We start from the raw sequence: 19,535 nt of genomic DNA on the forward strand, positions 1-19,535 counted from the left end.
CGTTCACCCCTTCTTCGCCGGCCGACGGACGGCCACGGAGAGGCTCGGCGGTCTGGCCAGGCCCAGCTCCTTGATGCCCGTCCCGAGTACGGAGTCCAGGTCGGCCCGTACGTCATCGAGTTCACGGAAGTGCGATACGGCGCGCACCGCCACCTTGCTCCGGCCCATCCGGACCCGTACGGACTGCACACCGGCCACTTCCACGGCCCGGTCGCGCAGGACCATGGCGGCGGCGGTCCGGTCGAGCGCCGCCCTGACATCGACGTGGTCGCGGCGCATCGGGAGCAGATCGCGCAGCCCGGGAGTGGCGGCGAGAAGGATCAGCCACAGCCCGAGCGCCACCGCGACGCCTGCGCCGGTCAGCACCCAGACGTCGTCGAGCGGCCGTTCGGCCAGCTCGTCCGCGAGGGTGCGCCGCCACTGCATCGCGGGGTGGTCGGCGCGTACCGCCGCGATGTCGTAGAGCAGGATTCCGGCGCCGCCGAGCACCACCAGGGCCAGTACGGCCGCCGGGATACGGCGGGCGGACCAGAATCTGCCGGCCCTGCCGCCGTGCTCCAGGGTCGGAACGGGGTCGTGCTCGGCGGACGAGGACGACTGGTCCAGCTCCTGGACACCGCCCTTGACCAGGGGATCGGCGGTGGGCAGCCGCTGCGTGCCGCTCTCGGTGCTCCCGGTGCCCTCGCCGTGCTGGGGTTCGCTCATCGGATCCTCCCCTGCGCCGCGGCGCCCGGTCCTGTGCCGTGGAGCCGCTCGACCTGCACGGCCACCTCGGGCACCTCCATTCCCGCCAACGTCTTTACCCGTTCGGCGACGCGCCGACGCACGGCCCCGCACTGGCGGCCGATGTCGGAGGGGTACCCGAGCTCCAGACTGATCCGTACACGGGCGGCGTCCCGGTGCACGGTGACCGTGGCACGCGGGGACGCGCCCTCCTTGGGCGCGTCGGTGATCGCCTCCTTGGCCGCCTGGGCCGCGATCTTCGCTACGACCCGGTCGGCGATCCGGGTCTCCCCGCGTTCCGCGGCGGCGACCCGGCCGGTCACCGCCGTCACCGTCGCCGGTCGCCGCGCTCGTGACTTCGGAAGTCGCCGCGCTCACGACTTCGGAAGAAGTCACCGGGTTCCAGGTCGCCGTCCAGGAAGCGGCCGGCGACGAAGCCGACCGCTCCCAGCGCGGCCACCAGCAGAAAGGCCCCGAATCCGCCGAAGTACCCGGCGAATCCCAGTGCCATGCCGGCCATCAGGCCGACCACAGCCATGCTCATCGTGCGCTCCTCAACTGCCTTTCGGCGCAGGGCTACTGGAGACGTGGCTCGGGCTGCTCCTCGTCGTCCTCCTCATCCGGCAGCTTGACGTCGCTGACCGCGATGTTGACCTCGACGACTTCCAGTCCGGTCATCCGCTCGACCGCCGCGACCACGTTCTCCCGCACGTCGCGGGCCACGTCGCTGATCGACACGCCGTAGTCGACGACGATCTCCAGATCGAGTGCGGTCTGCGACTCGCCCACCTCGGCCTTGACCCCGCGGGAGACGGACCTGCTGCCGCCGGGGACACGGTCGCGGACCGCGCCGAAGGTCCGGGACAGACCACTGCCCATCGCATGGACACCGACCACGTCGCGCGCGGCCATTCCGGCGATCTTCTCGACGACTCCGTCGGCGATGGTGGTGCGGCCACGCGTCGCGGGGGGTCCACCGCCACGCTTGGTCAGCTGGGACTTGCCGCGGTCGTCTCCGGCGGCTTCCTTGTCAGGGGTGCGCTGCTGGCTCTCGGTCATCGCCGCTCTTCCCTTCGGGACAGGAATGGGACTTCGCTGCCCACATTAAGTGCGCTTGCCCCGTTCCGCGCCGTGGATGCGGCAGGGTGGGTGCCATGACGACGGCGGACAGCCCTCAGCGGGTCGACGGATGGACGGCTGCGGTACGGCAGCGACTCGGCCTGGGCCGGTTGCTCCCTCTGGGCGGTCCCGAGGACGGAACGTGGATCGCCGAGCGGGCGGCGGTGGAAGTGCTGCGGAGCGCCGTCGCCGGACCGGGCGCCGCCCTGGGGGAACTCAGGATCGGACCGGCGGATCCGGACGCGGACCCCGGCCGGGAGCAGGCCGGGGCGGCGGTGCCCGCGCCTCCCAGCGCGTATCCGGCCGGGCCGCTGCGGATCGAGGCGGAGTTCTCGGCCACGATGGACCGGCCACTGCCCGTCACGGCCGAGGCGCTGCGCTCGGCGCTGCTGGACACGGCACGGCGGCGGCTCGGCATGGTGGTCACGGAGATCGATCTCCGGGTGACGGAACTGCTGGACGCGATGCCGGAGCCGGTGGCCGCCCCGGCCGCCGAGATCCGTACGGGGGAACCGGAGGGGGCGGCGGGAGCGGCGGCGGCCGCGGTCCCCGGCGTCGTGGCACTGACACGGGTGCTGGGCAGCGCCGTGCACACCGGAGCGGATCACGTCCGGGTCGAGGTGGCGACGGCCGGGGACCACCGGGCACTGGATGTGGCCCGAGCGGTCCGCACGGCGGTGACGGCGGCGGTGGAGAGCCATCCGCCGGTAAGCGTCCTCGTCACCGCCGTGGCCGCGAGCTGACGACGGACGCGGTCAGTCGGTGACGCCCGCCAGGTCGCGCAGCCGGCGGCCCTGGGCGGCCCGCTCGGCGGTGCGCTGCTCCTCGTACGTACGGGAGAGGGCGCCGCTCAGCAGGGCCTTGGTCTCGACGACCGCGTCGCGCGGGGCCGCGAGGAGGGCGGCGGCGAGGTCGCGGGCGGCGCCGTCGAGCTGATCGGCGGGGACGACGAGGTTGGCGAGGCCGGTGCGCTCGGCCTCGTCGGCGTGGACGAAGCGGCCGGTGGCGCAGATTTCGAGCGCGCGGGCGTACCCCACGAGGTTCACCAGAGGGTGGGTGCCCGTGAGGTCGGGGACGAGACCGAGACTGGTCTCGCGCATGGCGAACTGCACATCCTCGGCAGCGATCCGCAGATCGCAGGCGAGGGCGAGCTGGAAGCCGGCACCGATGGCGTGGCCCTGGACGACCGCGATCGACACGATGTCGTTGCGGCGCCACCAGGTGAACGCCTCCTGGTATTCGGCGATGGTCGCGTCGAGCTCGGCCTCCGAGCCACGCGCCATGTCGAGGAAGGAGGGCTCACCGTCGAACCCTTCCGGGGTGAACGCCTGCCGGTCGAGTCCCGCGGAGAAGGACTGGCCTTCGCCGCGCAGCACGACCACTCGCACACTGCCGGGCAATGCCCGTCCGGCCTCCGTCAACGCCCGCCACAGAGCGGGAGACTGAGCGTTGCGCTTGGCCGGATTGGTGAGAGTGACTGTGGCAACCGCGTCATCGACGGTGAGCCGTACGCCGTCCTTGTCGAGCACAGAGTCGAGCGAGGTCATGGGACGCCTCCGGATCGGGTGCTGTCAGCACTTCACTGGTAAGTGACTGAACAGTAACCACCCGGACGACCCTGCGGTCGACCGGGTGGCCACCACGATTACCGGTGAGTCCCGGGGCATGTTCCATGAACGGCCCCGACGCCCGACGGTCAGGCCGTAGCGGCCTTCTTGCCTCGTGTCGCTCCGCCGCGTCCCCGCAGCGTCACTCCGGACTCGCTGAGCATCCGGTGGACGAATCCGTAGGAGCGGCCGGTGTCTTCGGCCAACGCCCGGATGCTCGCACCGGAGTCGTACTTCTTCTTCAGGTCTGCCGCGAGCTTGTCACGCGCGGCGCCGGTAACCCGGCTGCCCTTCTTCAGAGTCTCGGCCACCCGTGCCTCCTCATAGGAAGTGCGCTCTGGACTCTCATGATCACCCCTCTCGCGCTTCCTGGCCACCCATTCGGCAAGGTCTCTGCGAGCGGTTTCCTGGTCGGAAGGCACGTCAACACGAACGGAATCTCACATTCCGCAGGGCAGCGCGGGCCGGCGGGGAAAGCCGCTGGAAGAACCGCCAGGTCAGGGCCGTGGGCGATCGGCGGCACCACATGGCTGCGCCCGGCAGCTATCTGCCGGGCGCCACGCCGAGGTACGAGAGCCACTCACACAGATGATGGATCACACGTAGGCCGAATGATCCATACACAGTGGATCAGTGAGTGGATCAGCCGGTGTCGACCCTCACGGAGCTGCCGGTCAGGCCAGGGCCACCAGGTCGCGGTAGTCGGCGCCCCACAGGTCCTCGACACCGTCGGGCAGCAGGATGATCCGCTCCGGCTGGAGCGCCTCCACGGCGCCCTCGTCGTGCGTCACGAGAACGACGGCGCCCTTGTAGGTGCGCAGCGCGCCGAGGATCTCCTCGCGGCTGGCCGGGTCGAGGTTGTTCGTGGGCTCGTCGAGGAGCAGCACGTTGGCGGAGGAGACGACCAGGGTCGCCAGGGCGAGACGGGTCTTCTCACCACCGGAGAGCACGCCGGCGGGCTTGTCGACGTCGTCCCCGGAGAAGAGGAACGAACCGAGCGTCTTGCGGACCGCGACGAGGTCGAGGTCGGGCGCCGCGGAGCGCATGTTCTCCAGGACCGTGCGCTCCGGGTCGAGGGTCTCGTGCTCCTGGGCGTAGTAGCCGAGCTTGAGGCCGTGGCCCTCGATGACCTCGCCGGTGTCCGGCTTCTCGGCGCCGCCGAGGAGACGGAGCAGGGTGGTCTTGCCGGCACCGTTGAGGCCCAGGATGACGACCCGGGATCCCTTGTCGATGGCGAGATCCACATCGGTGAAGATCTCGAGCGAGCCGTACGACTTGGACAGGCCCTCCGCCATCAGCGGCGTCTTGCCGCACGGCGAGGGGTCGGGGAAGCGCAGCTTGGCGACCTTGTCCGAGACGCGTACGGCCTCGAGGCCCGAGAGCAGCCGGTCGGCGCGCTTGGCCATGTTCTGGGCGGCGACGGTCTTGGTGGCCTTGGCGCGCATCTTGTCGGCCTGCGCGTTGAGGGTCGCGGCCTTCTTCTCGGCGTTCTGACGCTCGCGCTTGCGGCGCTTCTCGTCGGCCTCGCGCTGCTGCTGGTACAGCTTCCAGCCCATGTTGTAGACGTCGATCTGCGCGCGGTTGGCGTCGAGGTAGAAGACCTTGTTGACGACGGTCTCGACGAGCTCGACGTCGTGGGAGATCACCACGAAGCCGCCGCGGTACGTCTTGAGGTAGTCGCGCAGCCAGACGATCGAGTCCGCGTCGAGGTGGTTGGTGGGCTCGTCGAGGAGCAGGGTGTCGGCGTCCGAGAAGAGGATGCGGGCCAGTTCGACGCGTCGGCGCTGACCGCCGGAGAGCGTGTGCAGGGGCTGGCCGAGCACCCGGTCGGGCAGGCTGAGCGCGGCGGCGATGGTGGCGGCCTCGGCCTCGGCGGCGTACCCGCCCTTGGTGAGGAACTCCGTCTCCAGGCGCTCGTACTTCTTCATCGCCTTCTCACGGGTGGCGCCCTGGCCGTTGGCCATGCGCTCCTCGTTCTCCCGCATCTTGCGCAGGATGGCGTCGAGACCGCGGGCGGAGAGGATGCGGTCGCGGGCCAGGACCTCGAGGTCGCCGGTGCGCGGGTCCTGCGGCAGGTAGCCGACCTCGCCGGAGCGGCTGATAGTGCCGCCCGCAGGGGTTCCTTCGCCCGCGAGGCACTTGGTGAGGGTCGTCTTGCCCGCTCCGTTGCGGCCGACGAGGCCGATGCGGTCGCCCTTGGCGATACGGAAGGAGGCGGACTCGATGAGGATGCGGGCGCCGGCGCGCAGCTCGATGCCGGAAGCGGTGATCACGGGGAAAACTCCAGGGCGGTATGGACGGCGGAGGGAGGACTACGGGTTCACGACTCGACGCCGTCTAATGCACAAGGAGAATTGCCATAGGGCCATTCTACTGGCGGTGTGCAACTCCTTTTCCGCGTGCTGCGTGGGACGAACCATCTGATACTCGGCGCAGGGCGGCTCGGCGCCGCCGGACCCGAGGGTGGTGTGCCGATGCAGTTCGACGACGACGCCGGTCTGGACACGTCCGAGGTACGGGACGAACGCGGCAGCCGGCTCCCGGGCGGAAGAGCCGCCATGGGCGGTGGCATCGTCGGCGTCATCGCCCTTGTCCTGGGCCTGATCTTCGGCGTGGGACCAGAGCAGCTGGGGCTCTCGTCGGACGGCCCGGAGACCGCCGCCTCGGCCTCGTCGGCGGCGCAGGTCCAGCAGAGCTGCCGCACGGGCCGGGACGCGAACAGCAGGGACGACTGCCGGACCGTGGCGGTGGTCAACAGCGTGCAGGACTACTGGCGCCAGGAATTCGAGCGGCGCGGGGGCACGTACGGCGCCGCCCGGACCGTGCTGTTCAGCGACCGCGTCGGTACGGCCTGCGGGTCGGCGAGCTCGGCGGTCGGGCCGTTCTACTGCCCGGGCGACCGCAGGGTCTACCTGGACCTGGGCTTCTTCGAGGAGCTGCGGACCACGTTCGGCGCCGGTGGCGGGCCGTTCGCGCAGGCGTATGTGGTGGCCCACGAGTACGGCCATCACGTGCAGAACCAGACGGGCACGCTGAGCAGGTCGCAGGACGGGCGGCAGGGCGCCGACAGCAACGCCGTGAAGGTGGAGCTGCAGGCGGACTGCTACGCCGGCGTCTGGGCGCACCACGCGACGAGCACGCCGGACGAGTCGACGGGCAGGCCGCTGATCACCGAGCTCACGCGGGCGGACATCCGGGACGGCATGGACGCCGCGTCGGCGGTGGGCGACGACCGCATCCAGGAGAAGTTCCAGGGGCGGGTCACTCCGGAGTCCTGGACCCACGGGTCGGCCGCGCAGCGCGGCGCGTGGTTCTCCACCGGATACAGCACGGGCGACATGGACCGCTGCGACACCTTCGGCTGAGGCCCCGACGCCGTGTCGGGCGGCGGTGCACAGGGAATTGTCAGCGCCTGATGGAACACTGAGACGCAGATCACATCGGAGCAGGTGGGACGCAGAGAAGGGTGAGCGTCATGGCAGGCACGGCGAACGGCGTACCGACGATCTATCCGACCATCCTGTACGCGGACGCGAAGGCGGCGATCAGGACCCTGACCCAAGCCCTCGGCTTCACCGAGGAGGCGGTGTACGAGGGGGAGAACGGCCACGTGCTCCACGCCGAGCTGTCCTGCGGCAACGGCAGGGTGATGCTCGGTTCCAAGGGGCGCGAGGGGATCTTCGCCAAGGCGATGGAGGGCGCGGGGCCGGCCGGGGTGTACGTCGTCGTGGACGAGGTCGACGAGCACCACGCGCGGGCGGTGGAGCACGGGGTGGAGATCCTGATGCCGCCCACGGACCAGGACTACGGCTCCCGGGACTACATGGCGCGGGACGCGGAGGGCAATGTGTGGAGCTTCGGGACGTACGCCCCGGGGTCCTCGGACTGACCCCGGGGCCGTTGGTCACACGCTCGCGAGCACGCCCCGGTCCGGGCGCCTCCAGGACGACCGGCCCTAGGCGCCGCCGGTGTGGACCTGGAAGGCGGCGCGGCGGACGGCTTTGGCCAGCGCGGGGTCCGGGTGTGCGGCGGCCAGGGCCACCAGTACCTGGACGGTGCGGGGGTGGCCGACGGCTCGGATCTCGTCGAGCAGGGCCGGGACCGTGCCCTGGACGGCGGAGTCGAGGTGGCGCACCAGCAGTCCGGTCTCGCCGTGGTCGGCGACCGCCGCCGCCGTGTCGACCCAGAGCCAGGTGGCCTCCTCACGGCTGAGGACCTCCTGGGCGTCGTCGGGGTCGGTGCCCTCGTACTCGGCCAGCCAGAGCAGGGCGTAGGGCCTCAGGGACGTGTCGGTGACGACGGACCGCACCACGGGTTCGGCGGGGGCGCCGACGACGCGGAGCGCTTCGAAGGCGAGGCCGCGCAGGAGGGCGTCCTCGCCGCGGGCCACGGCTAGCAGTTCCGTGACGGCGCTGCCGACGGGGCGTGCGGCGAGCCAGGCCCGGTACTCGGCACGGGCCGGGCCGGGGGTGAGGCGGGCGCAGCCGAGCAGCATGTCGGCCGCGGGCTGCTCGATGTTGCCGGCCGGGCTCTGGGCGGCGACGCAGATCTGTTCCAGCTTGACCCAGACCGCCCAGTTGCCGAGCGGGGTCAGGGTGGCGTGTCCGGAGCCGAGGGTGAGCGCTCCGACGGCGGCCAGCCCTTCCAGCGCCCAGTCGAGCAGCAGCGCGTTCAGGTCGGCGGACCGCTCGGCCGGCTGCGGGCCGGTGGCCGCGGGCACGGTGTCCGCCTGCGGGCCGTAGGGCACCTCGCACCGCTCCTCGTGGAGTTCTGCGACGCGCTGGCCGAGGAGGTCGAGGAGCGCGGGCACGGTGACCGGGCCCGCCGAGAGCTGGAGGAGGGAGAGCACCTGGGGCACCGCCTCGACCGCTTCGGCGACGGTGGTGGCCTCGATGTCGCGGGGCGCGGCGTGGACGAGCGACCAGGCGTCGAAGAGCGCCACCCAGCCGCGGAGCACGGCGGAGTCGTCGCGTTCCCAGGCGCGCAGCCGCCAGCCGGGGCGGACGGTGCCGCCGTGCAGCTCGACGAGTCCGGCGAGCCTGGCACGGTCCCAGCCGGCCCGCACCTGGGCCGGGGACAGTTCCAGTGCTGCCGCTGCCCGGTCGAGGGCGTGGGCGGTCAGCGGGGCCGTACCCGAGCTCGCGCCGTCGGCGGCCCAGCGGGCGATCCGCACGGCGTCGGCGAGCACGGTCCTGGCCTGGCGGGCCAGTTCCGCCGGGGGCGGAGTGCCCTCGGGAGGGCGGGGGGCCGGCCTGGTGCGCCGGGTGGTCACGGCCTTGCGGGCGGTGGCAAGAGGTCGCGGGCGGACAAGTCGCAGCCTGGAGTCGCGCGGGGTACGGGACGTCACGGGGAGCAGTCTTGCCTCTGACGGCCCGAAAGCCCAAACGGAAGCCCGCCCAACGGTTTTCGGGGGCCTCCGGCGGGCCCTCACCAACCGGGCCTATCGGTCACAACACCTCACATCAGAGGGGTGAGGAAGCGTCGAAGCGCCTCCTCGTACCGGGCCGGGCCGGCATTCCACATCGCCGCATGCGGAGCCTGCGGTACGGCGTGCAGGGAGACCAGGTCGGGGCGGAGCGCGGCCAGTTCCTGCGACGGCGCCCACGGGGCCAGGGTGTCGTCGGGGCCGTGGAAGATCAGCGTCGGGGCGTGCAGGGCCGTGGGGACGGACGTCTCCATCAGCGGGGCGCCGCGGAGGCCGGTCTGGCCCTGGGCGGCACGGACCGCGAGGGGCAGCAGCGAGGCGGGGACGCCGCGGGCGGAGGCGAGGGCCCGCAGGGTGGTCCGCCAGTCGAGGACCGGCGAGTCGAGGACGAGGCCGCTGATGCGCTCGCGGAGCGCGCAGTTGACGGCGGCGTGCAGGGCCATCGTCGCGCCGGTGGACCAGCCGTGGACGATGACGTTCTCCGCGCCGTAGCGCAGGGCGTAGCGGATGGCGGCGTCCAGGTCGCGCCATTCCGACTCGCCGAGGTGGCCGAGGCCGTCCGGGGACCGGGGAGCCCCGGCGTCGCCGCGGTAGGCCAGGTCCAGTACGGGCAGGTGCCGGGCGTTCAGGAAGCCCATCACGTTCATGGGGTGTTCCCGGGTCGTGCCGAGGCCGTGCACGGTGATGACCCAGGTGTCGCGGGCGGCGGGCACGAACCAGGCGGGCAGGGCGCCGAGCTCGCCGGGGATCTCGACCTCCTTGAAGTCGAGTCCCAGGGCGCTGCCCGGGTCACCGCCGTACAGCTCGGGGGTCATCCGGACCTTGGCGCCCGGTTCCAGGCTTCCGTGGACGACGCGTTCCAGTCTGCGGACGACGGTGTCGGCACCGAGGTGCGCCTCCTCGATCACCGGGCCGACGACGGCGTGGACACCCGGGCCCACCAGTCCGTACGTACCGGGCCTGAGGGCGGCGAAGGAGCGGGTCAGGGTGACCTGTCCGGCTGCCGTGGCGTGCACGGTGAGCCTGCGGTCGGCGGGGAAGGGACGTCCGGACGGCACCTTGAGGGCGGCGTCGCTGGCGTACCGGCCGGCCGCGACCGCTGCCGCACCGACGCCGAGAATCGTGGTGACGGCCGCTGCCGTCGCTGTTGCCGGGCGCATGCTCCAGTGTCGTGGCGTCCGCGGCGCGGGTGCCAGTGGACGGGGGCCGTCCGGTGCCCGCCCCCGTCTCCCCCGGGACGTCAGCCGGGCTGGCCGTAGCCCTTCAGGGCTTCCTGCACGTCGCGCAGCTGTGCGCCGGAGAGCAGGCTCGGCCGGTGGCCGGGCACCGAGACGGCCGTGATCCAGAGGTGGCACAGCCATTCGAGCTGGGCCGTGCGGTCGTACGCCTCGTCGAGGGTGTCCCCGTAGGTGACGGTTCCGTGGTTCTGGAGCAGACAGCCCGTGCGGTCGCGCAGGGCGGTGAGCATGTTCGCGGCCAGCTCCGGCGTTCCGTACCGCGCGTAGGCCGCGGTGCGGACGGGGCCGCCGAGCATCGCGGCGGCGTAGTGCACGAGCGGGACCTCGGCGACGAGGGTGGAGACGGCCGTGGCGTGGACGGCGTGGGTGTGGACGACGGCGGCGGCGTCGGTGCTGCCGTAGACCGCCAGGTGGAGCGGGAGTTCGCTGGTGGGGGCGAGGTCGCCGAGCACCTGGCGCCCTTCGAGGTCCACGCCGACCGCGTCCTCGGGACCGAGCCGGTCGTACGGGACGCCGCTGGGCGTGACCAGGACGATGTCGCCGACGCGGGCCGACACGTTGCCCGAGGTCCCGACGACGAGGCCGTCGGCCGCCGTTCTGCGCGCCGTCGCCACCACGCCGTCCCAGGCCCGCCGGACCGCTTCCCGATGCTGATCGCTCATACGGAAATCCTATGAGTGCGGGGCGGATCGGCGCCGGGAGAGCCGCTCGGGTGACCAGGATCTCCTCAACGGCGAAAAGTGGCTGAAAACGTTCGCCAACGGGCACCAAAAGAGGGCCGCCACCGGGCTACGGACGGGCCGCGCCCCCACTCCCCACACAAGCGGAGTGCCCGCACTCCATTCAGGGTCACCACAGCGCCCTGCCCAGTTCATCTTCCGTTCACCCAGGTTGCCTACGGTCCACGTGCCACTGACGTCGAGCGATTGCCTGGGTAAATGGAACACATCACACTGCTGCTTGCGATTGTGATCGTGACAGCTCTCGTGTTCGATTTCACGAACGGTTTCCATGACACCGCCAACGCGATGGCCACCACCATCTCGACCGGCGCACTGAAGCCCAAGACAGCGGTGGCGATGTCCGCCGTTCTCAACCTGATCGGCGCGTTCCTGTCGGTGGAGGTCGCCAAGACGATCTCCGGCGGGATCGTCAACGAGGACGGCCTCAGAACCGAGGTCATCTTCGCGGCGCTCGTCGGCGCCATCCTGTGGAATCTGCTGACCTGGCTGGTGGGCCTGCCCTCCAGCTCCTCGCACGCGCTCTTCGGTGGCCTCATCGGCGCCGCGGTCATGTCGGCGGGCTGGTCCTCGATCGACGGCGGCACGGTCGTCACCAAGGTCCTGCTGCCCGCCATCGCCGCGCCGCTCGTCGCCGGTCTCGCGGCCCTGCTGGCCACCAGGCTGACGTACCGGATCAACCGGAAGGTCACCGACGAGGCACAGCTGAAGTCGACCGCCAAGGGCTACCGGGCCGGCCAGATCGCCTCGGCCGGGCTCGTCTCCCTCGCCCACGGCACCAACGACGCGCAGAAGACCATGGGCATCATCACCCTGGCCCTGGTCACCGGTGGCGTCCTGGCGCCCGGCTCCAACCCGCCGGTCTGGGTCATCGTCTCCGCCGGTGTGGCCATCGCCATGGGCACCTACCTCGGCGGCTGGCGCATCATCCGCACCATGGGCAGCGGCCTGACCGAGCTCAAGCCGCCGCAGGGCTTCGCCGCCCAGACCAGCGCGGCCACGGTCATCCTGGCCTCCTCGCACCTCGGTTTCTCCCTCTCCACCACCCAGTCCTGCTCGGGCGCCGTCATGGGCGCGGGTCTCGGACGCAAGGGCGGTGTGGTCCGCTGGTCCACCGCCACCCGGATGTTCGTCGCCTGGGGCCTGACCCTGCCGGCCGCCGGTCTGGTCGGCGCGGGTGCCGAGCTGCTCACCAAGCAGGGCAGCTGGGGCGTCGCCGTCGTCGCCGTCCTGCTCGTCGCGGGCTCCGGTGCCATCTGGCTGCTGTCGCGCCGCAAGCCGGTCGACCACACCAACGTGACGGACGGCCAGCACGGCGAGCCCGAGCCCGCGGGCGTCGTCACGACGGCCATGGCGGCCGTCACCCCGCCGCCCACCGGCACCGCGGCCATGGAGATCAAGACCACCATCCCGGCCCCGGCCGGTACCACCGCCGACCCGGCCCGCCCGGCCACGGTCTGACAGGGCAGGGAACACCACCATGAAAATCGACTGGGCAGCTCTCGCCTCCGTCTTCGGCGTCAGCCTCGTGGTCACCGTGGCGCTCGTCGGCCTCTTCACCCTCGGCATCGTCGGCCTCTCCAAGCAGGCGTCGGCGGCCTCGGCCGGCAGCTCCGGCGGCACGCTCGCGCTGGCCCGCACCGCCGCGTACGCCTGCTTCGGGCTCTGCGCAGCCGCGGTCGCCTACGGGATCTATCTGATCGTCGTCTGACGCGACGGCCGCCGTACCCGCGGCCACATATGTACGAAATCGCCGTTGGCCTGCGGGGCTCCCCGCAGGTCAACTGCGAGTTGACGGGCGTTCGCACAGCGTGGTGGACTGCCCGTGCCGTTTACGGCGACAGAAGAGGAAGCCGGTGCGAATCCGGCGCGGTCCCGCCACTGTCACCGGGGAGCACTCCCCCCACACCGGAAGTCACGGTCCGTCCGCGGACTGGAAGGCCGGGGGGAACTGCGGATCCGGAAGCCAGGAGACTCTCGTCGCCGGTCACGTCGAACCAGGGCGCGGACCCTGAGTGAGGACATATGCCATGCCCGGCCGCTGTGCGCCCGATCCTGTGTCACCCGATCCTGTGTCACCTGCCATCAGAACGACCCGTGCATCGGCGGGCTGAGCCTTGCGTGCCGACCGCATCTTCGCGTACGGCGCCACGGCCGGTCTGATCGGCGATCTGCTGCTGGGTGATCCCCGCCGGGGACACCCCGTCGCCGCGTTCGGGCTGACCGCCGCAGAGGTCGAGAACCGGCTGTGGCGCGACCACCGCGGGTGGGGTGCCCTCCACACGCTCGTCTGCGCCGGAGGCGCCGCGGGCGCCGCCGCGCTCGCCGCCCGCGCCGTCCGCGACCGGCCCGCCCTCGCCGTCGCGCTGACCGCCGCCACCACCTGGTCCGTCATCGGCGGCACCTCACTGGGCCGCGAGGCCCGCGCCATCGGCGGCGCGCTCGCCGCCGGGGACGTCGACGTGGCCCGGGAGCGGCTGCCGCATCTCTGCGGACGCGACCCGCACTCCCTCGACGGGCCCCAGATCGCCCGCGCCGTGGTCGAGTCCGTCGCCGAGAACACCTCGGACGCCGTCGTCGGTGCCCTCGTCTGGGGTGCGCTGGGCGGAGTGCCCGGCCTCGTCGCCTTCCGGGCCGTCAACACCCTCGACGCCATGGTCGGGCACAAGTCGCCCCAGTACCGCCGGTACGGGTGGGCCTCGGCCCGCCTCGACGACGTCGCGGGCTGGCCCGGCGCCCGCCTCACCGCCGCACTCGCCGTGGCCGTCGGGGGGCGGCCACGGCAGGCGGTACGGGCCTGGCGTGCGGACGCGGGCAAGCACCCGAGCCCCAACGCGGGTCCGGTCGAGGCCTCGTTCGCGGGCGCCCTCGGCGTACGCCTCGGCGGGACCCTCGCGTACGGCGGGCGGACCGAGCACCGGCCGGTGCTCAACGGGGCGGCCGGCCGCGCGGTGGAGACCGCGGACATCGAACGCGCGGTGCGGCTGTCGCGCCGGGTGAGTGCGCTGGCCCTCGGCGTCTGTGTGGCCGGACGGCTGATCGCGGGACGGAGACGGATATGAGCGGCGGGCTGCTGGTCGCGGGGACCACATCGGACGCGGGCAAGAGCGTCGTCACGGCGGGGATCTGCCGGTGGCTGGTGCGGCAGGGGGTGAAGGTCGCCCCCTTCAAGGCGCAGAACATGTCGCTCAACTCCTTCGTCACCCGCGAGGGTGCGGAGATCGGGCGCGCCCAGGCCATGCAGGCACAGGCCGCCCGGGTGGAGCCGACCGCGCTGATGAACCCGGTGCTGCTGAAGCCCGGCAGCGACCGGTCCAGTCAGGTCGTCCTGATGGGCAGGCCCGTCGGCGAGATGAGCGCGCGCGGCTACCACGGGGGGCGGCAGGAGTCGCTGCTCGGGACCGTCGTGGACTGTCTGGAGCAGCTCCGGGGCACGTATGACGCCGTGATCTGCGAAGGGGCGGGCAGTCCGGCCGAGATCAACCTGCGGCGTACGGACATCGTGAACATGGGCGTCGCGCGGGCCGCGCGGTTCCCGGTGCTGGTGGTCGGGGACATCGACCGCGGGGGTGTCTTCGCCTCGTTCTTCGGTACGACGGCCCTGCTGAGCGCCGAGGACCAGGCGCTGGTCGCCGGCTATCTCGTCAACAAGTTCCGGGGTGACGTCTCCTTGCTCGAACCGGGCCTCGACATGCTGTACGAGCTCACGGGGCGGCGGACGTACGGGGTGCTGCCGTTCGCCCACGGGCTCGGCATCGACGAGGAGGACGGACTGCGGGTGTCGCTGCGCGGCGCCGTACGGGAGTCCGCCGTCACCGCGCCGCACGGCGAGGACGTCCTGCGGGTCGCGGTGTGCGCCGTGCCGCTGATGTCGAACTTCACCGATGTGGACGCGCTGGCCGCGGAGCCCGGCGTCGTGGTGCGGTTCGTGGACCGGGCGGAGGAACTGGCCGACGCGGACCTGGTGATCGTGCCCGGTACCCGCGGCACGGTGAAGGCGCTGGCGTGGCTGCGCGAACGGGGCCTGGCGGACGCGCTGGTGCGGAGGGCCGCCGAAGGGCGCCCGGTGCTGGGGATCTGCGGCGGCTTCCAGGTGCTCGGTGAGCACATCGAGGACGACGTGGAATCGCGGGCCGGGCAGGTCGACGGGCTCGGACTGCTGCCGGTGCGCATCCGGTTCGAGAAGGCCAAGACGCTGGCCCGACCGGTCGGCGAAGCGCTCGGGGAACCGGTCGAGGGGTACGAGATCCACCACGGCATCGCCGACGTGCGGGGCGGGGAACCGTTCCTGGACGGGTGCCGGGTGGGCTCGGTGTGGGGGACGCACTGGCACGGCTCGCTGGAGAGCGACGCGTTCCGGCGGCGGTTCCTCACGGAGGTCGCGCGGGCTGCCGGGCGGCGGTTCGTGCCCGCCCCGGACACGAGTTTCGAGCAGCTGCGCGAGGAGCAGCTGGACCGGCTCGGGGATCTGATCGAGGGGCACGCGGACACGGACGCGCTGTGGCGGCTGATCGAGGGCGGGGCGCCGCGGGGGCTGCCGTTCATCGCGCCGGGGGCACCGGCGGTGCCGGACCGGGGCTCCGCAGCGGCCCCCGGTCCTCGAACGCCGGAGGTTCCGGAGCCGGCCGGGAACGCGGCCGGAGCGCCCGACCGGACACACGTAGTCGAAAAGGAGACTCTGTGAGTACGCCGTATCCCTTCACCGCCATCGTCGGACAGGACGATCTGCGGCTCGGGCTCCTGCTGAACGCCGTCAGTCCGGCCGTCGGCGGGGTCCTCGTCCGCGGGGAGAAGGGAACCGCCAAGTCCACCGCCGTGCGCGCCCTCGCGGCGCTCATGCCCGAGGTCTCCGTGGTTCCGGGGTGCCGGTTCTCCTGTGATCCGGTCACCCCCGACCCGGCGTGTCCCGACGGGCCCCACGAGGCCGGGGGCGGTGTGTCGCGGGCCGCGCGGACCGTCGAGCTGCCGGTCGGGGCCTCCGAGGACCGGCTCGTCGGGGCGCTGGACATCGAGCGGGCGCTCTCCGAGGGCGTGAAGGCGTTCGAGCCGGGGCTCCTCGCCGACGCGCACCGCGGCATCCTCTACGTCGACGAGGTCAACCTGCTCCACGACCACCTGGTGGACCTGCTGCTCGACGCGGCGGCCATGGGTGCCTCGTACGTGGAGCGCGAGGGCGTCTCCGTACGGCACGCGGCACGCTTCCTCCTCGTCGGGACGATGAACCCCGAAGAGGGCGAACTGCGACCGCAGTTGCTGGACCGGTTCGGGCTCACCGTCGAGGTCGCGGCCTCCCGCGACACCGATCAGCGGGTCGAGGTCGTACGGCGCCGGCTGGCCTACGACGACGACCCGGCCGGATTCGCCGCCCGATGGGCCGACGAGGAACGGGAGTTGCGGGACCGGATCGCCTCCGCGCGCGCCCTGCTCCCCCATGTCGTCCTGGGCGACGGCGTGTTGCGGCAGATCGCGGCGACCTGCGCGGCCTTCGAGGTCGACGGGATGCGCGCCGACATCGTCATGGCCCGCACCGCCACGGCGCTCGCCGCCTGGGCGGGGCGCGAGGACGTGCTCGCCGAGGACGTGCGCCGGGCGGCGCTGCTCGCACTCCCCCACCGGCGCAGGCGCAATCCCTTCGACGCGCCGGGGCTCGACGAGGACAAGCTGGACGACACGCTCCGGGACGCCGCCCGGGACGAGGGCGAGGGCGACAACGACCCGGACCCCGACGGGCCCGGTGACGGCGGTGGCGGTGGCGGCGGGGTTCCGCCGCAGAGCGACGGGCCCGAGGGTCCCGCCGGGGCCGACACGCCGGACCGGGCGCCTTCGGGCGACAGCGACGCGCCCGGACAAGGGCAGGGGCAGGGGCGCACGTCCGGCGGTGAACAGCAGCCCGTACGGGCCGCCGAGCCGTTCCGTACGAAGATGCTGAGCGTGCCGGGGCTGGGCGAGGGCGCGGCGGGGCGGCGGTCCCGGGCACGCACCGAGCACGGCCGTACGACCGGGGCGCGGCGGCCCCAGGGGGCGCTGACGAAGCTGCACCTGGCGGCGACCGTGCAGGCTGCGGCACCGCACCAGCGTGCCAGGGGCCGGTCGGGCCGGGGTCTCGTGGTCCGGCGCGACGATCTGCGGCAGGCCACGCGGGAGGGGCGCGAGGGGAATCTCGTGCTGTTCGTCGTGGACGCCTCCGGGTCGATGGCGGCCCGGCAGCGGATGAGCGCCGTGAAGGGCGCGGTGATGTCGCTGCTGCTGGACGCGTACCAGCGGAGGGACAAGGTCGGCCTGATCACCTTCCGGGGCAAGGACGCCGAGGTGGTGCTGCCCCCGACCTCGTCGGTGGACGCCGCCGCCGCACGGCTGGAGTCGCTGCCGACCGGCGGGCGCACCCCGCTGGGTGCCGGGCTGCTGAAGGCACACGACGTGCTGCGGGTGGAGCGGCTGCGCGACCCCTCGCGGCGGCCGTTGCTCCTCGTGGTGACGGACGGGCGGGCGACGGGGGGTCCCGACCCGCTGGCGCTGGCGGCACGGGCCGGACGGCTGCACGCCGCCGAAGGCACCGCGTCCGTCGTCGTGGACTGCGAGTCGGGGATCGTACGGCTCGGTCTCGCAGCACAGCTCGCCAGGGATCTGGGCGGCAGCGCCGTCACGCTCGACGAACTGCGGGCCGACACGATCGTCGGACTCGTGAAGGACGTATCTGCAGCCGGGAGGGCCGCGTAATGCCACAGGGACAGCCGACATCGGTGCCGGACGACGGACTCACCACCCGTCAGCGGCGCAACCGTCCGCTGCTGTTCGTCCACACGGGCGTCGGCAAGGGCAAGTCCACGGCGGCGTTCGGGCTCGCGCTGCGCGCCTGGAATCAGGGCTGGCCGATCGGCGTCTTCCAGTTCGTGAAGTCGGCGAAGTGGAAGGTCGGCGAGGAGAACGCCCTGAAGGTGCTGGGGGCGAGCGGCGAGGGCGGCACCGTCGACTGGCACAAGATGGGCGAGGGCTGGTCCTGGGTCCAGAGGGACAACCAGCTCGACAACGAGGAGAAGGCCCGCGAGGGCTGGGAGCAGGTCAAGCGCGACCTGGCCGCCGAGACCTACAAGCTGTACGTCCTCGACGAGTTCGCCTATCCGATGCACTGGGGCTGGATCGACACCGACGAGGTGGTCCAGGTGATGCGCGACCGTCCCGGCACGCAGCACGTGGTGATCACGGGGCGCAACGCTCCGGACAAGCTCGTCGAGGCCGCCGACCTGGTGACCGACATGTCGAAGGTCAAGCACCCGATGGACGCCGGTCAGAAGGGCCAGAGGGGCATCGAGTGGTGAGTGTTCCGCGTCTGGTCATAGCCGCCCCGGCATCCGGCAGCGGCAAGACCACCGTCGCCACGGGGCTGATGGCGGCCTTCGCCGGCCGGGGGCTCGCGGTGTCCCCGCACAAGGTGGGCCCGGACTACATAGACCCGGGCTACCACGCGCTGGCGACCGGCCGCCCCGGCCGCAATCTCGACGCGTACATGTGCGGTCCGGAGCTGATCGCCCCGCTGTTCGCCCATGGGGCGGACGGCTGCGACCTCGCCGTGGTCGAGGGCGTCATGGGGCTGTACGACGGTGCGTCGGGCCAGGGCGAACTGGCGTCGACCGCACAGGTGTCGAAGCTGTTGCGGGCGCCCGTGGTGCTCGTGGTCGACGCCTCCTCGCAGTCCCGCTCGGTCGCCGCGCTGGTGCACGGTTTCGCCTCCTGGGACCCGCAGGTGCGGATCGGCGGGGTGATCCTGAACAAGGTGGCGTCGGACCGGCACGAGGCGCTGTTGCGCGAAGCGCTCGACGAGTCGGGGCTGCCGGTGCTCGGGGTGCTGCGGCGGTCCGCGCAGATGGCGACGCCGTCGCGCCATCTCGGGCTCGTCCCGGTGGCCGAGCGGGCCACGGACGCCGTCGATGCCGTACGGGCGATGGCCGAAAGGGTCAGGGCCGGCTGCGATCTGGACGCCCTGATGGCGCTGGCCCGGACGGCGCCGCCGCTGCCGGACGATGCCTGGGAGCCCCGGCCGGTCGCGGGCGAGGTGCCGGTGTCGGGTGAGCGGCCGGTGGTCGCCGTGGCGGGCGGGGCCGCGTTCACGTTCGCCTACGCCGAGCATGCCGAGCTGCTGTCGGCGGCGGGCGCCGAGGTGGTGCTCTTCGATCCGCTGCGCGACGAGAAGCTTCCCGCGGGCACCTCGGGCCTGGTCGTGGGGGGCGGCTTCCCCGAGATGTACGCGCCGGAGCTGTCGGCGAACGAACCGCTGCGCCGGGCGGTGACGGAACTGGCGCGCACCGGCGCCCCGGTGGCCGCCGAGTGCGCCGGGCTGCTGTACCTGGCGCGCGAGCTGGACGGCCGGCCGATGTGCGGGGTGCTGGACGCCGAGGCCCGGATGTCGGAGCGGCTGACGCTCGGATACCGGCAGGCGGTCGCCGTGTCCGACAGCGTGCTGGCGGTGGCGGGGACCCGGATGCGCGGGCACGAGTTCCACCGGACGGTGCTGGAGCCCGGTGCCGGGGCCACGCCGGCCTGGGGGATGCACCAGCCCGAACGGCGCGTGGAGGGGTTCGTGCAGGGGGGCGTGCACGCGAGCTATCTGCACACGCACTGGGCGGCCTCGCCCGGTGTGGCCGGGCGCTTCGTGGAGATGTGCCGGGGGTGAACGGCGGATGAGTGC

Annotated in this window: 20 protein-coding genes and 1 riboswitch; of the genes, 10 read left to right on the forward strand and 10 right to left on the reverse strand. The window is 72.5% G+C overall.

Features of this window, described 5'->3' with window-relative positions:
- Window positions 1-3: 3 nt before the first annotated feature.
- The 4 genes from OG230_RS07965 to OG230_RS07980 are packed head-to-tail and all read right to left on the reverse strand — an operon-like array spanning window position 4 to window position 1,782.
- On the reverse strand, window positions 4-705 hold the full coding sequence (locus OG230_RS07965) for a DUF6286 domain-containing protein (RefSeq protein WP_328909425.1): 702 nt from the start codon (window positions 703-705) through the stop codon (window positions 4-6).
- Complete coding sequence (locus OG230_RS07970) at window positions 702-1,055, reverse strand: Asp23/Gls24 family envelope stress response protein (RefSeq protein WP_328909426.1); 354 nt, start codon at window positions 1,053-1,055, stop codon at window positions 702-704. The genes OG230_RS07965 and OG230_RS07970 overlap by 4 nt, the downstream gene beginning before the upstream one ends.
- Window positions 1,052-1,267: a hypothetical protein gene (locus OG230_RS07975; RefSeq protein ID WP_328909427.1), complete on the reverse strand. Its 216-nt coding sequence runs from the start codon at window positions 1,265-1,267 to the stop codon at window positions 1,052-1,054. The genes OG230_RS07970 and OG230_RS07975 overlap by 4 nt, the downstream gene beginning before the upstream one ends.
- Window positions 1,268-1,299: 32 nt before the next feature.
- Entirely contained in the window at window positions 1,300-1,782 is a 483-nt protein-coding gene (locus OG230_RS07980; protein ID WP_328909428.1) for an Asp23/Gls24 family envelope stress response protein, read from the reverse strand.
- A gap of 95 nt (window positions 1,783-1,877) precedes the next feature.
- Between OG230_RS07980 and OG230_RS07985 the strand changes: the two genes are divergently transcribed.
- Complete coding sequence (locus OG230_RS07985; RefSeq protein ID WP_328909429.1) at window positions 1,878-2,585, forward strand: hypothetical protein; 708 nt, start codon at window positions 1,878-1,880, stop codon at window positions 2,583-2,585.
- 12 nt (window positions 2,586-2,597) lie between these two features.
- Here OG230_RS07985 and OG230_RS07990 read toward each other — a convergent pair whose 3' ends face one another.
- The 3 genes from OG230_RS07990 to OG230_RS08000 all read right to left on the reverse strand — a co-directional run bounded on the left by OG230_RS07990 (window position 2,598) and on the right by OG230_RS08000 (window position 5,722).
- Complete coding sequence (locus tag OG230_RS07990; RefSeq protein WP_328909430.1) at window positions 2,598-3,389, reverse strand: enoyl-CoA hydratase/isomerase family protein; 792 nt, start codon at window positions 3,387-3,389, stop codon at window positions 2,598-2,600.
- Window positions 3,390-3,538: 149 nt separating this feature from the next.
- Window positions 3,539-3,760 carry a helix-turn-helix domain-containing protein gene (locus OG230_RS07995; RefSeq protein ID WP_328909431.1) on the reverse strand — a complete coding sequence of 74 codons (222 nt, stop codon included), beginning with the start codon at window positions 3,758-3,760 and terminating at the stop codon, window positions 3,539-3,541.
- Window positions 3,761-4,123: 363 nt separating this feature from the next.
- Window positions 4,124-5,722 (reverse strand): ABC-F family ATP-binding cassette domain-containing protein, encoded by a 1,599-nt coding sequence (locus tag OG230_RS08000; RefSeq protein WP_328909432.1) that lies wholly within the window; start codon window positions 5,720-5,722, stop codon window positions 4,124-4,126.
- A 201-nt stretch (window positions 5,723-5,923) separates the two neighbouring features.
- On the opposite strand from OG230_RS08000, the gene ypfJ reads away from it, so the two are divergent.
- Window positions 5,924-6,814 carry a KPN_02809 family neutral zinc metallopeptidase gene (gene ypfJ, locus OG230_RS08005; RefSeq protein ID WP_328911341.1) on the forward strand — a complete coding sequence of 297 codons (891 nt, stop codon included), beginning with the start codon at window positions 5,924-5,926 and terminating at the stop codon, window positions 6,812-6,814.
- A gap of 110 nt (window positions 6,815-6,924) precedes the next feature.
- The gene (locus tag OG230_RS08010) at window positions 6,925-7,338 is read left to right on the forward strand and encodes a VOC family protein (RefSeq protein ID WP_328909433.1); all 414 of its coding nucleotides are present in this window, start codon (window positions 6,925-6,927) and stop codon (window positions 7,336-7,338) included.
- Between the two features lie 66 nt (window positions 7,339-7,404).
- On the opposite strand, the gene OG230_RS08015 is transcribed toward OG230_RS08010, so the two are convergent.
- The 3 genes from OG230_RS08015 to OG230_RS08025 all read right to left on the reverse strand — a co-directional run bounded on the left by OG230_RS08015 (window position 7,405) and on the right by OG230_RS08025 (window position 10,774).
- Window positions 7,405-8,721 (reverse strand): hypothetical protein, encoded by a 1,317-nt coding sequence (locus tag OG230_RS08015; protein ID WP_328911342.1) that lies wholly within the window; start codon window positions 8,719-8,721, stop codon window positions 7,405-7,407.
- Between the two features lie 185 nt (window positions 8,722-8,906).
- Complete coding sequence (locus OG230_RS08020; RefSeq protein WP_328909434.1) at window positions 8,907-10,034, reverse strand: alpha/beta hydrolase; 1,128 nt, start codon at window positions 10,032-10,034, stop codon at window positions 8,907-8,909.
- Between the two features lie 80 nt (window positions 10,035-10,114).
- Entirely contained in the window at window positions 10,115-10,774 is a 660-nt protein-coding gene (locus tag OG230_RS08025; protein WP_328909435.1) for a class II aldolase/adducin family protein, read from the reverse strand.
- A gap of 276 nt (window positions 10,775-11,050) precedes the next feature.
- Between OG230_RS08025 and OG230_RS08030 the strand changes: the two genes are divergently transcribed.
- The 7 genes from OG230_RS08030 (at window position 11,051) to OG230_RS08060 (ending at window position 19,520) form a co-directional block, all read left to right on the forward strand.
- The gene (locus OG230_RS08030) at window positions 11,051-12,313 is read left to right on the forward strand and encodes an inorganic phosphate transporter (RefSeq protein ID WP_328909436.1); all 1,263 of its coding nucleotides are present in this window, start codon (window positions 11,051-11,053) and stop codon (window positions 12,311-12,313) included.
- A 19-nt stretch (window positions 12,314-12,332) separates the two neighbouring features.
- Complete coding sequence (locus tag OG230_RS08035; protein ID WP_328909437.1) at window positions 12,333-12,563, forward strand: hypothetical protein; 231 nt, start codon at window positions 12,333-12,335, stop codon at window positions 12,561-12,563.
- A 95-nt stretch (window positions 12,564-12,658) separates the two neighbouring features.
- Window positions 12,659-12,850: riboswitch (cobalamin riboswitch) on the forward strand.
- A 119-nt stretch (window positions 12,851-12,969) separates the two neighbouring features.
- Entirely contained in the window at window positions 12,970-13,914 is a 945-nt protein-coding gene (locus OG230_RS08040) for a cobalamin biosynthesis protein (protein WP_328909438.1), read from the forward strand.
- Complete coding sequence (locus OG230_RS08045) at window positions 13,911-15,536, forward strand: cobyric acid synthase (protein WP_328909439.1); 1,626 nt, start codon at window positions 13,911-13,913, stop codon at window positions 15,534-15,536. The genes OG230_RS08040 and OG230_RS08045 overlap by 4 nt, the downstream gene beginning before the upstream one ends.
- Complete coding sequence (locus OG230_RS08050; protein WP_328909440.1) at window positions 15,533-17,569, forward strand: putative cobaltochelatase; 2,037 nt, start codon at window positions 15,533-15,535, stop codon at window positions 17,567-17,569. Before OG230_RS08045 ends, OG230_RS08050 begins: the two co-directional genes overlap by 4 nt.
- Window positions 17,569-18,168, forward strand: coding sequence for a cob(I)yrinic acid a,c-diamide adenosyltransferase (cobO, locus tag OG230_RS08055; protein WP_328909441.1), 600 nt, complete (start codon window positions 17,569-17,571; stop codon window positions 18,166-18,168). The genes OG230_RS08050 and cobO overlap by 1 nt, the downstream gene beginning before the upstream one ends.
- On the forward strand, window positions 18,162-19,520 hold the full coding sequence (locus OG230_RS08060; RefSeq protein ID WP_328909442.1) for a cobyrinate a,c-diamide synthase: 1,359 nt from the start codon (window positions 18,162-18,164) through the stop codon (window positions 19,518-19,520). The genes cobO and OG230_RS08060 overlap by 7 nt, the downstream gene beginning before the upstream one ends.
- The last annotated feature ends 15 nt before the right edge of the window (window positions 19,521-19,535 follow it).

It is taken from the genome of Streptomyces sp. NBC_00234 (genome assembly GCF_036195325.1).
GTDB lineage: Bacteria > Actinomycetota > Actinomycetes > Streptomycetales > Streptomycetaceae > Streptomyces.